General features: G+C 66.0%; 10 protein-coding genes. 5 read left to right on the top strand and 5 right to left on the bottom strand.

Translation table 11 applies throughout. The annotated features are described in order from the left end of the window. Positions 1-24: 24 nt before the first annotated feature. Complete coding sequence (locus AC0IZJ_RS07495; RefSeq protein WP_471848217.1) at positions 25-1,329, bottom strand: serine hydrolase domain-containing protein; 1,305 nt, start codon at positions 1,327-1,329, stop codon at positions 25-27. Positions 1,330-1,823: 494 nt separating this feature from the next. On the opposite strand from AC0IZJ_RS07495, the gene AC0IZJ_RS07490 reads away from it, so the two are divergent. From AC0IZJ_RS07490 to AC0IZJ_RS07480, 3 genes are all read left to right on the top strand, one after another. Continuing rightward, entirely contained in the window at positions 1,824-2,348 is a 525-nt protein-coding gene (locus AC0IZJ_RS07490; protein WP_471848215.1) for a hypothetical protein, read from the top strand. A 250-nt stretch (positions 2,349-2,598) separates the two neighbouring features. Continuing rightward, on the top strand, positions 2,599-3,882 hold the full coding sequence (locus tag AC0IZJ_RS07485; RefSeq protein WP_471848213.1) for a ParM/StbA family protein: 1,284 nt from the start codon (positions 2,599-2,601) through the stop codon (positions 3,880-3,882). Positions 3,883-3,904: 22 nt separating this feature from the next. Then, positions 3,905-4,642, top strand: coding sequence for a hypothetical protein (locus AC0IZJ_RS07480; RefSeq protein ID WP_471848211.1), 738 nt, complete (start codon positions 3,905-3,907; stop codon positions 4,640-4,642). A gap of 40 nt (positions 4,643-4,682) precedes the next feature. Here the strand turns inward: AC0IZJ_RS07480 and AC0IZJ_RS07475 are convergent, their stop codons facing one another. From AC0IZJ_RS07475 to ugpQ, 3 genes are all read right to left on the bottom strand, one after another. Then, a complete protein-coding gene (locus tag AC0IZJ_RS07475; RefSeq protein WP_471848209.1) occupies positions 4,683-5,612 on the bottom strand; it encodes an NAD(P)H-hydrate dehydratase in 930 nt (309 codons plus the stop codon). Further along, positions 5,609-6,388 (bottom strand): histidine phosphatase family protein, encoded by a 780-nt coding sequence (locus AC0IZJ_RS07470; RefSeq protein ID WP_471848207.1) that lies wholly within the window; start codon positions 6,386-6,388, stop codon positions 5,609-5,611. Before AC0IZJ_RS07470 ends, AC0IZJ_RS07475 begins: the two co-directional genes overlap by 4 nt. A 191-nt stretch (positions 6,389-6,579) precedes the next feature. After that, positions 6,580-7,326 carry a glycerophosphodiester phosphodiesterase gene (ugpQ, locus tag AC0IZJ_RS07465; protein WP_471848205.1) on the bottom strand — a complete coding sequence of 249 codons (747 nt, stop codon included), beginning with the start codon at positions 7,324-7,326 and terminating at the stop codon, positions 6,580-6,582. 48 nt (positions 7,327-7,374) lie between these two features. On the opposite strand from ugpQ, the gene AC0IZJ_RS07460 reads away from it, so the two are divergent. Beyond that, positions 7,375-11,232 (top strand): DUF3683 domain-containing protein, encoded by a 3,858-nt coding sequence (locus tag AC0IZJ_RS07460; protein ID WP_471848203.1) that lies wholly within the window; start codon positions 7,375-7,377, stop codon positions 11,230-11,232. Beyond that, entirely contained in the window at positions 11,229-11,663 is a 435-nt protein-coding gene (locus AC0IZJ_RS07455) for an HIT family protein (protein WP_471848202.1), read from the top strand. Before AC0IZJ_RS07460 ends, AC0IZJ_RS07455 begins: the two co-directional genes overlap by 4 nt. On the opposite strand, the gene AC0IZJ_RS07450 is transcribed toward AC0IZJ_RS07455, so the two are convergent. After that, positions 11,653-12,132, bottom strand: a complete 480-nt coding sequence (locus AC0IZJ_RS07450; RefSeq protein ID WP_471848200.1) for a hypothetical protein — start codon at positions 12,130-12,132, stop codon at positions 11,653-11,655. The two genes, AC0IZJ_RS07455 and AC0IZJ_RS07450, sit on opposite strands and share 11 nt — an antisense overlap. Positions 12,133-12,193 lie beyond the last annotated feature (61 nt).

Here is a 12,193-nt window from a genome sequence, read left to right as displayed (position 1 = left end):
ACAGCCCGTTTTTCGGTTGATCGTTCAACGCGGCGCGTCGTCGAGGGCCGAGTAGTAGGCGTTCATGAACCGGGCGAAGACGTCGTCCTGGTTGTAAGGCATGTGCTGGAGTAGCAGCAATGCGACCGTGCGCTCACGCGGGTCGATCTGAACAAAGGTTGTCGCCGCGCCTTCCCAGCCGAAGGCGCCGGGCGAGCCGAGGGTGAAGCCCTCGCCGGGGTCGGTCAGCACCCTCACGCCGAGGCCGAAGCCCTGGCCGGGCGCTCCGGAGGGATGCGGGTCGGCGAGGTGCTTCAGGTGGTTGGTGGTCATCAGCGCGACGGTCTTGCGGCCGAGGATGCGAGCGCCGCCAAACTGCCCGCCGTTGAGCAGCATTTGCGCGAAGCGCAGGTAGTCGGCGGCCGTCGAATACAAGCCGCCGCCGCCACTCAGGATGCCGTGGCCGGGGCCCACTTCGTTGGCATTGGCCCAGCTGCTCGGCAGCAGCCTGCCGTTGTCGTCGCGCTGATAGACGGTGGCCAGGCGCGCAAGCTTGTCGGCCGGGACCCAGAAGCCGGTGTCCACCATGCCGAGTGGGCCGAAGATGCGCTCGCGCAGAAAGGCGTCCAGGCGCTGGCCCGAGGCCTTTTCAACGACGGCGCCGAGGATGTCGGTGCTGATGCCGTAGCGGAAGCGCGTGCCGGGCTGCTCGCTGAGCGGCACCGCCGCCAGGCGCGCGATGAAGTCATCCAGGTTGGCAGCCTTCCAAAGCTGTGCGCGCTGCATCACTGCCATCGGCAGGGGGTCGGCCGACCAGCTCTCGTCGTAGTAGTAGCCCGAGGTGTGCGTGAGCAGGTCGCGGATGGTGATCGAGCGCTGCGCGGGCACGAGCTGCGGTGCATCGGCGCTGCCGCCGACGAGCACCTGCCTGTCCTTCAGCGCGGGCAGGAACTTCTCGACGGGGTCGTTCAGCTTCAGGCGGCCGTCCTCCAGCAGCGTGAGGATGGCCACCGACGTGACGATCTTGGACATCGAGAAGATGCGGACGATCGAATCCTTCTTCAGTGGCGTGCGGCGGTCGACGTTCTGCCAGCCGTGCGCGCGCCAGTCGACGATGCGGCCGTCGCGCGCGATCAGCACGATGCAGCCCGAATACTTGCCGGCGCCGACCTCGCTTTCGATGCGGCGGTGCAGCGCGTCCAGCCGCTGTTGCGAGAAGCCGGCCGCTTTCGGCGCGACTACCGGCAACGGCGCCGGGTCGGCGGCGTGCGCGGGGCTCAGGCATTGCAGCAGCAGCACGCCCAGCGCGGCGAGCGATCCACGCAGGCGGCCATGGGGGAACAAATTCATGCGGTCTCCTTGGTCCATTGACGACAGCGCGCGGCCGCGACGGCCGATGTGCGCGCGGCCCGAGCATCGATGACGCGCCACACCGCCGCAAGCCCAAACGCCGCGGCGCGATGTCACCCCGACCAGGAGCTTGAGCGCCATCCGCCTCAGCGTCGGCTATGACGAGACCTTCCAGCGGGCGTTCAGGCGGAAGAACGCGTGAGAACGCTCGGCGCTTGCCCGCGTACCTTCGTGCGCATGGCATGCCAATTGCCGAATCGGTTTCCATTGCTGCGGAAACACATCATGAACATGCACACACTGATCTTCATTTCCTCGCACTACGCGGCGAGGGGCGCATATGGCTTAGTAGGCCAGGTCTGACATGCCATAGGTCCATTGGTCCGATGTGCAGTCGATCTGTCTCACATAAGCTGAGACACGCGCCTAAAAAGCGCTGTCGCTCGCTTCCCATAGGTTGATCGCGCCGATGCGCAAACTCTCAAGGAGACATCATGACAGTGAAGAACACAAGTCTTGAATCTAACCAGAACAGGGACCCGATTACCGGCACTCCTGGCGCCCATCCTGTCGGCACTGGCGTTGGTGCAGCGCTGGGCGGCGCGGCCGCCGGCGCTGCAACGGGAACAGTGGCCGGCCCGGTAGGTACCGTCATTGGTGCTGCAGTGGGCGCTATCGTCGGCGGCCTTGCAGGCAAGGGTGTGGCCGAAAAAATTGACCCTACCCAAGAAGAAGCGTATTGGCGAACCAACTATTCCGACCGCGACTATGTTGGCGAGAAGGCCAGCTTCGACGATTACGGCCCTGCATACCGGTATGGTGTGGATGCTCATACGAACTACCCCGGCCGGCACTTCGACGACATTGAGTCTGACCTTTCGCGTGACTGGAGCCGTTCGCGCGGAAATTCGACGCTTGAATGGAACGACGCAAGAAACGCGACACGAGACGCCTGGAATCGCATCAGCGATACGGTGGAACGCGCAACTCCAGGCGACTCTGATCGTGATGGCAAATAGGCGTTGATCCGCGAGTGTTGGGTTGGTCTAGCAGGCACTGCCGCGCATGACCTTTCAATGTTCTGCGGGACCACAGCGGATCGCCTCACGACAGCTGCGCGCGCAAGGTCGATGAAGCGGTCTGCCGCGTCGACCGGCTGCTCCAGGCTCCCCTGGGTAACTCGCCGCTGTGCGTGTGACCTGCAGCTTTCCATGCTTGGCCCCATGAACGCGAGCGCGTCCGTTCCACAGGACCCGGCATTCAAGCGCAATGGCCCGCCTGTATACGCTTGGAAACAGCCACGGCGGGCCGGGGCGACCAGACTCATCAACATCGCGCACTCGACGGAATCTGCGGCATTCCCGAGTCTCAAATGCCCACCCGCTGACCAACCGGAGAATCAACATGCCCAACGTATCAAATGCCAATCTGCGCGAAGTCAGTGCCGATACGAAACAAGCGTCGTCTAACAAGGCGCCCGTGGTCCGCGCCATCGATGTGGGTTTCGGCCTCGTCAAACTGAGTGTGCGCAAGGGTGCCGACCTAGCCTTCATCAGCTTTCCGTCGATGGCGATCCCGGCCGACGCCAGCGCGGTGCGTACGCTGGGGACGCGCCGGCGCGACACTTTCGATGTGCCGGTGAACGACGCCAGCTACGAGGTGGGCCGCGACGTCGGCCTGGCGCAGGCCGGCGGCAGCTTCGGGCGCGACGTGACGGACGAGTTCTACCGCGGTGTCATCTACGAAGCCCTGACCAAAGGTGCGCTGCGTTACATGCTGGAAGCAGGCGACCCGGTGATCGATGTGCTCGTTCTCGGCTTGCCCGTCAACCAGTACAACGACAGCAAACGCCGTGACTACCTGCGCTCTCGCTATGAGGGCGAAATCCCGGTCGGCGACGACAAGAAGATCAAGGTCAGGAAGGTTCTGGTGCAGGCCCAGCCGATGGGTGGCTACGCCGCGCTGGACGCCCACCTGGACGAGCTCAACGAGGTCATCGCCAGGACAGCTGGGGCACTCAAGCCGCTGCCCAGCGGTGAAGCCCTGGACGACCTGTCGGTGTTGATGATCGACCCCGGCGAGCACACGCTGGACTGGCTGCTGATCCAGCAGGGCAGCATCAATCCGCGCGCTAGTGGCGCGGCGTCCGATGCCGGGCGCCATCGCGTCGTGCGCTCGGTGCTCGACTCGCTGGTGGCCGAGGTCGGCCGGCCGCTAGGCCCGGCTGTCATGCCGCGCATCAACGATGCGCTGCGCAGCGGCGGCCCGGTCAAGCTGGCCGGCGTGGCCCACGATCTGAAGCCCTTCGAGCCAGTCATCATGACGGTGATCGAAGACTCCATCAACCGCATGATCGACGGCCTGCGCGACGCCCACGAAATCATCGATCTGATGGTGCTGGTGGGCGGCCACCCTGAGCGTTACCGCGACGTTCTCGTCAAGCGGTTTCCGGCGATACCGGTCTTCATCATGCCTGACGCCATGGCGGCCAATGTGCGCGGATTTCAGATGATCGGCGAGGCCGTGTCGGAGGAACAATCGACCAGTGCCTGACCTGCGCGCAGGGCAAGGAACCATGGCCGTTCTTCACCTGCAGTTCGACGTCGACAGCGAGGTCTATCCCGAACTGCACGCGATGCTCTCGTCCATCGGCAGCAGTCTGTCGCAGGCGGAGCGGCTGCGTCAGTTGGCGGCGACGGGGCTGGTATGGGAGCGCTTGCGCCTGCAGGTCTATGACCGCATGGAAGTGCCGGACTTGGGTAACGAGTCGGCAACCGCGGGCGAAGGCAGAGGCTCGTTGCCTCATCTACCCGCGTTGGTGCGATCCGTGCCGTTGGACGATGCCACAGCGGCCCGACGCGCCGATCCGGCGGACTTCGTCGATCTCAGCGATACGGTAGATTTGACGCATCTGGATATTCCTGATCCGGACGACGGCGACGATGGCCGATTCGGACACCACGTTGCCAGCCACGATGTCGTGAGTGCGGAAAGCATGGACAGGGCGGTGCCTATCACTGCGGCGCATTTGCAGCCCCGGGGCGACTTGCTGGAGCTGCTGCCGGTGCCCGAGATCCGCACTGTCGTGCAAGAGCCGCCCGTGCTGGACGAAGTGATCGATGCGGGCGAACTGCCAGACATTGGCCCTGTTGTCGCGCTTGCAGTCGAAGCGCCGCCCGGTGCGGGACATGCTGGCCGTGACGGCGCGGTGCCCGGCGTAGCCCAGTTCCACGAACTGGCGCCCGCGCGCAAGACGGCCACGCGCTCGCGTTTGATGCGCATGAAGGAAAAGGGCCTGTTCAAGAACGAATGAGGGGCGGGGTCAGCCTCATCAAGTCGATACGGAGAACCCGTCACCGACTTGATCCGCCCGCCGCCGGCTCGACATTCGGGACAGGTGAAGTCAGCGTCTCCATCAGAGAGGGAACCTCCGCCGCCAGCTCTCTCGCGAGGAAGCCCAGAGCGCCCATGCGGGCTGCCAGCCTTTCTGCCGCCCGGGCGTGCAAGGCCACACCCCAGGCAAGCGCCTGTTCAACGGACGCGCCGCGTGCCATGAGCCCGGCAACCAGGCCGGCCAGCACGTCCCCTGAGCCCGAAGTCGCCAAGCCGGGATTGCCGCGCGCATGCCGCCAGAGGCGACCATCCGGCGCGGCAAGCCAGGTGCAGGCACCCTTGAGCGCTACCGCAGCGCCCCAGTTTTTGGCTGCCATCCTGGCTCGTTCGGCCGGATCGGATTCGACACTTTCCTTTTTCTCCCCGCTCAGGTGCGCCATCTCACCCGCGTGCGGCGTCATCCCCACGTTGTGACTGAAGGGCAGTACGCCTTCAGACGGCCGGCGCACGACATCCATCGCGGCGGCATCCAGAAGAACTGGCGGGCCATTCAGCCGGCCCAACAGCGCCTGCACGAACCGAACCGTCGAAGCCCCTGCGGCCATGCCAGGGCCCACGAGCACCGATGCTGTCTGCGCCAGGATCTCGCCGAGCCTTGCGACGCCGTCTTCGCGCAAGCCACCCTCATCGTCCTCGGCCAGGGCTACAACCCTGGCCTCGGGCAGTTGCTGTGCGACCAAGAGCGCGACCGACGCGGCGGTGGCCACCACGAGCTTCCCTGCACCGGCCCGCAGGGCGGCTTCCCCCGCCAGCACCGCGGCTCCCGGCACCTCAGCCGAGCCGGCGATGACCAGCACACGGCCGCGGGCCTCCTTGTCGTCATCGTGCGCAGGTTGGGGAAGCGGCCATGCCCTCAGCGCAGCATCGTCGAGCTCGATCAGGGCCGTCATGGCTTGGCGGCCACCGGCACATCCGGCGCGGCGGTGACGGGTGTGCCGCTCACCTCGAGCGGCACCACAAAGTTGGCCTTCTGCAGCGTGAGCTTGCCGCTGCGCCCAGCGCCAGCGTCGAAGCCATAGAGAGTGACACCGCAATTGGGCACGTCGCCCTGGCGATCGATCGCGAGAATTTGCTCCTCGTCCAGACGCTCGATCAGGTAGCGCATGCAGTTCACGATCACCTGGTGCGCGATGACCATCACCCGCTCCCGGCGGTACTCGCGCGTCACGGTGTCCAGCAAGCTGCGCAGCCGCAGGATCACGTCGCACCAGCTTTCGCCGCCGGGCGGACGGAAATAGAACTTGCCGACATGCCGCCGTTGCTCGAAAAGGTCGGGGAAACGCTCCTGGATGCCGCGATGGGTGAGCCGGTCCAGCAGGCCGAACTCCTTCTCGCGCAACCGCTCATCGATCACGGTGCTCACGTCTTCCAGCGGTATCTGACCAGCCTCGAGGACTTGCTGCATCGTTTGCCGAGCCCGGATGTAGGGGGAGCACAAAAAGACGTTGGGACGCTCCTCGGGCGCAAGGCCGCCGACCCAGCGGCCGAGCGCACGAGCCTGGTCCACCCCGAGCGCCGACAACGGCACGTCCATGTCACGGTCGGCAATATCGATGACCGGCACGCCGGCGGCCTCGGCAGCGTCCCTTGCGACGTTGCCCGCGCTCTGACCGTGCCGGACGACCCAGAGCTGATCGGGCCATTTCTGGTTCTGCGGATCTGGCATGCCTGGACATGGGCGAACGGCGTGCCCGCGGCGGTTCAGCATCGGCGTTGGCACCCTTCCACTCACGCTTGAAGTGCTGGGCGTCTTCATCGCTCTTGGCACGAACGCCAACATGAAGCTCGCGTTCAGGTTTGCTGAAGCCAGCAGGGTCGCAGGCAGCAAACCTCTAGATGCGCAACGTTGGCGTGGTGCTAGCCGCGGCCCAATCGGTCAACGGCGTCCGTGATCAACCCATCGATGCCATCGGCGATCAAACGCGCGGCGACTTCCGGATCGTTCACCGTGTAGACCAGCGCCCGCCAACCCTTGGCGTGCAGACGCTCGATGAGGGCGACGTCCATCAAACGCCAGTGGGTGATGACGGCAACGACGCCCAGCGACTCCGCGGCCTCGGCCCAGCCGGCCCAGAGCTTGTCCAGCAGCAGCGCGCGGGGCAGGGTGGGAACGGCGGCGCGGGCGCCTTCCAGCGCTTCGACCTTGAACGAACTTAGCAGCGGCTGCACCGCAGCGCCGGCCCACAGCCGCTGGGCCTTGCGTGCGGCCACCTCGCCGGTCAGACGCTCGACGCCAGGGCAGGGCTTGATCTCGATGTTCAGCGCGCAGCCGTTCGCAAGGCAGAACGCGGCGATCTGATCGAGCGTCGGCAGCGGTTCGGCCGTGAACGCCGGGCTGTGCCAGCCACCGGCATCAAGGCATGACAAATCGACCCAATCGATGTCGCTTGGCGAGCCCCGGCCGCTGGTGGTCCGCTCCAGCGTGTCGTCATGCAGCAAAAAGGCTTCGCCGTCACGGCTGAGCTTGACATCGCATTCGAAGGCTCGAAAACCAAAACCCGCCCCCATGCGGAACGCAGCCAGCGTGTTCTCCGGGGCCAGCTTGCCTGCGCCGCGGTGGGCGAGCCAGAGAGGAAAGTTCCAGGGATGGGGCCAGGGCTTCATCCTACGGATTCTGAGGTGAAACCCCCTGCGATACGATCCCTCCCCTCTATGAACGCACCGCATCCCCTGATGCCGGCTGCCGCTGCCGCAGCCGACACCGCCCACGCTGGCGACGCCCCCCGCCTGCGCGAAATTCCCTATAACTACACCTCGTTCTCGGACCGCGAGATCGTGATCCGGCTGCTCGGCTCTCGCGCCTGGCAGCTGCTGGACCAACTGCGGCTGGAACGGCGCACGGGTCGATCCGCGCGCATGCTCTACGAGGTGCTGGGCGACATCTGGGTGGTGCAGCGCAACCCCTACCTCCAGGATGACCTGCTGGACAACCCGCGCCGACGCGACCAGCTGATCGAGGCCTTGCACCACCGTCTGGGCGAGGTGCAGAAGCGCCGCGACCCTGGCGCCGACGCCCAGCGCGATGCGGCCGTGGGCGAGCTGCTGATCGCCGCCAAGGCCGCCGTGGCCGAGTTCGCGACGATGTTTGAGCGCGTCGCGGTGCTGCGCAAGCGCGCGTCCAAGACGCTGGCCAAACACACGGCCAAGGACAACATCAAGTTCGACGGCCTGTCGCGCGTGTCCCATGTGACGGACGCGACCGACTGGCGTGTCGAATATCCCTTCGTCGTGCTGACGCCGGACACCGAAGAAGAGATGGCCGGCCTGGTGGGCGCCTGCTTCGAGCTGGGGCTGACCGTCATCCCGCGCGGCGGCGGCACGGGCTACACGGGTGGCGCGATTCCGCTGGTGTGGAACACCGCCGTCATCAACACCGAGAAGCTGGAAGCGCTGCGCGGCGTCGAGATGCTGGTGCTGCCGGGCCTGGACCGCGAGGTGCCGACGATCTTCAGCGAAGCCGGTGTCGTCACGCAGCGCGTGGCCGACCTGGCGGAGCAGCACGGCTTCGTCTTCGCGGTGGACCCGACCTCGGCCGAGGCCAGCTGCATCGGCGGCAACGTCGCCATGAATGCCGGCGGCAAGAAGGCCGTGCTGTGGGGTACCGCGCTGGACAATCTGGCCAGCTGGAAGATGGTGACGCCCGAGGCCAAGTGGCTGGAAGTCGTGCGCCTGAACCACAACCTCGGCAAGATCCACGACGTGGAGATGGCGAGCTTCGAGCTGCGCTACTTCGACGCCTCGGGCACCAAGCTCGAGAAGACCGAGCGCCTGGACATCCCCGGCCGCGTCTTCCGCAAGGAGGGCCTGGGCAAGGACGTGACGGACAAGTTCCTCGCCGGCCTGCCGGGCATCCAGAAGGAAGGCTGCGACGGCCTCATCACCAGCGCGCGCTGGATCGTGCACAAGATGCCGGCCCACGTGCGCACGGTCTGCCTGGAGTTTTTCGGCAACCCGAAGGATTGCGTGCCCAGCATCGTCGACATCAAGGACTACATGTTCTCGATCGCCGGCACAGGCGTGCTGCTGGCGGGCCTGGAGCACCTGGACGACCGCTATCTGAAGGCGGTGGGCTACGCGACCAAGAGCAAGCGCGGCGGCCTGCCGAAGATGGTGCTGGTGGGCGACATCGTCGGCGACGACGCCGATGCCGTGGCGCGCGCCACCAGCGAGGTCGTGCGCCTGGCCAACGGCCGCTCGGGCGAGGGCTTCATCGCCGTCAGCGCCGACGCGCGCAAGAAGTTCTGGCTGGACCGCAAGCGCACCGCGGCCATCAGCAAGCACACGAACGCGTTCAAGGTGAACGAGGACGTGGTGATCCCGCTGCACCGCATGGGCGAGTACACGCTGGGCATCGAGCGCATCAACATCGAGCTGAGCCTGCAAAACAAGCTCGCGCTGGTGACGGCGCTGCAGGCGCTGTTCACGACCGGCCGCCTGCCTCTGGGCAAGGACGACGATGCGCGCGAGATCCCAAGCGCCGAACTGCTCGGTGACCGCGTCCAGCAGGCGCTCGAGTTGCTGCGCGAAGTGGGCGGCCTGTGGCAGCAATGGCTCGACGGCATCGACACCGGCTTCTTCGAAGGCCTGCAGACACACGAGCTGCGCGCTTCATGGAAGACGCAGATCCTGAAGCCGCTGCAGGCCATCTTCAACGGCGTGGCCTTCGACCCGCTGATTGCCGAGTGCAAGCGCATCCACAAGGAGGTGCTGCGCGGCCGCGTCTGGGTGGCGCTGCACATGCATGCCGGCGACGGCAACGTGCACACCAACATCCCCGTCAACAGCGACAACTACGAGATGCTGCAGACGGCCCATCAGGCCGTGGCGCGCATCATGGTGCTGGCCCGCTCGCTGGACGGCGTCATCTCCGGCGAACACGGCATCGGCATCACCAAGCTCGAGTTCCTGACCGACGACGAGATGGCCAACTTCACGGCCTACAAGCTTCGTGTCGACCCGGAAGGCCGCTTCAACAAGGGCAAGCTGCTCAAGGAGGCTGACCTCCGCAACGCCTACACGCCGAGCTTCGGTCTGATGGGGCATGAGTCGCTGATCATGCAGCAGAGCGACATCGGCGCCATCAGCGACTCGATCAAGGACTGCCTGCGTTGCGGCAAGTGCAAGCCGGTGTGCGCCACGCATGTACCGCGCGCCAACCTGCTCTACAGCCCGCGCAACAAGATCCTTGCCACCTCGCTGCTGGTCGAGGCCTTCCTGTACGAAGAGCAGACCCGCCGCGGCGTGTCGATCAAGCACTGGCAGGAGTTCGAGGACGTGGCCGACCACTGCACGGTCTGCCACAAGTGCGAATCGCCGTGCCCGGTCAACATCGACTTCGGCGATGTGACGATGAACATGCGCAACCTCTTGCGCAAGATGGGCCAGAAGACCTGGCGCCCCGGCAATGCGGCCGCCATGTTCATGCTGAACGCGACCAACCCGCAGACCATCAAGCTGGCGCGCACGGCGATGGTGGACATCGGCTTCAAGGTCCAGCGCCTCGCGGTCGACCTGTTCAGGCCGGCGGGCCGCAAGCAGACGAGCGCGCCCCCTGCGACGCTGAACAGCGCGCCGATCAAGGCGCAGGTCATCCACTTCATCAACAAGAAGCTACCGGGTGGCCTGCCCAAGAAGACGGCGCGCGCGCTGCTGGACATCGAGGACAAGGACTACGTGCCCATCATTCGCCCGCCCTCGCTGGCGAGCGAGACCGAGGCCGTGTTCTATTTCCCCGGCTGCGGCTCGGAGCGCCTGTTCAGCCAGGTGGGCCTCGCCACGCAGGCCATGCTCTGGCATGCCGGCGTGCAGACGGTGCTGCCGCCCGGCTACCTGTGCTGCGGCTACCCGCAGCGCGGCTCGGGCCAGTTCGACAAGGCCGAGAAGATGATCACCGACAACCGGGTGCTCTTCCACCGCGTCGCCAACACGCTGAACTACCTCGACATCAAGACCGTGGTGGTGAGCTGCGGCACCTGCTACGACCAGCTGCAGGGCTACAAGTTCGAGGACATCTTCCCCGGCTGCCGCATCATCGACATCCACGAGTACCTGCTGGAGAAGGGCATCACGCTCGGCTCCAAGACCAGCTACCTGTACCACGACCCCTGCCATTCGCCGATGAAGCTGCAGGAGCCGATGAAGACGGTGAAGGCGCTGGTGGGCGAGAACGTCGTCAAGAACGAGCGCTGCTGCGGCGAGAGCGGCACGCTCGGTGTGACGCGGCCCGACATCTCGACGCAGGTGCGCTTCCGCAAGGAAGAAGAGCTGCGCAAGGCCGAGGTGCAGCTGCGCGAGAGCGGCAAGGTGGGTGCGCAGGAGAACCTGAAGATCCTGACGTCCTGCCCGAGCTGCCTGCAGGGCCTGAGCCGCTACGGCGATGACCTGCAGAACGGCCTGCTGGAGGCCGACTACATCGTCGTCGAGATGGCCAACCAGATCCTCGGCCCGAACTGGATGCCGGAGTACGTGGCCAAGGCCAACAACGGCGGTATCGAGCGAGTGCTGGTGTGAGCTGCGTCTTGTGCGAGAGCGACGGCGGCCTCGTCGTCGCACGCAAGCCGCATTTCCGCGTCGTGCGGGTCATTGATGGTGACGAGGCACGGCGCTTCCCGGCCTTCTACCGTCTCATCTGGGCGTCGCATGTCGCCGAGTTCAGTGACCTGTCCGTCACCGATAGACACGCCTGCATGGACGCTGTCACCGAGATCGAGCGGGTTGTGAGGTCTTTGCTCGCGCCGACCAAGGTCAACCTCGCCGCGCTGGGCAATGTCGTGCCGCATCTGCACTGGCACGTCGTCGCCCGCTTCGACTGGGACAGCCACTTCCCGGCGCCCGTCTGGGCGGCCGCGCAGCGCGACGAAGTGCCGGGTGGCGCGGCTGCACGTCTGGCGCAGCCGTTGGCGGCGGTGGACGCCGCCATCGCAGAAGCGCTCAGCCGTTGATGCGGACGCTGCGTGCCGCGGTGCGCGTGTCGCTGCTGGCCGGCGCGTTGGGGTCGATGAAGTCGACGCTGAAGCGATAGATCTCAGCGCCGGCGGTCTGCTGCGGCACGCATTGCAGGCCGTGGACGGCAGCGCGCACCTTGCGCGCCACGGTGTTGGAGACACCCTTGGTCTTGACCGTGCCGACGCGGCCGTTCTCCAGCACCAGTTGGACCTTGACCTCGCCGTAGCGGTTCTCTTCGGCCCAGGTGCGGGCCAGGGCGGTTTGCAGCTGCTCGTCCATGGCGGCGCAGGCGGCATGCACGTCGCGGCGCGGCGTGGCTTCGACGACGCGGCCGCGCACCTCGACACGCTCCATGGCTTCGGACTTGGCAAACGCCGGCGCGGCGGCCAGCGTCAGCGTGGCCAATGCGGACAAGGCGGCGAACAGGCTGCGGGTGGACGTGATGGCGGAAGTGGTGGCGGACATTGGGTAACTCCTGGGCATTGCGGGTGGGGGCTGGCAGACGCGGAATTGCGCTGACCTGTGC

It is taken from the genome of Roseateles sp. AC306, assembly GCF_979253795.1.
Note: the sequence above shows the minus strand (reverse complement) of the source record. Positions and strands in the feature narration are given on the sequence as shown.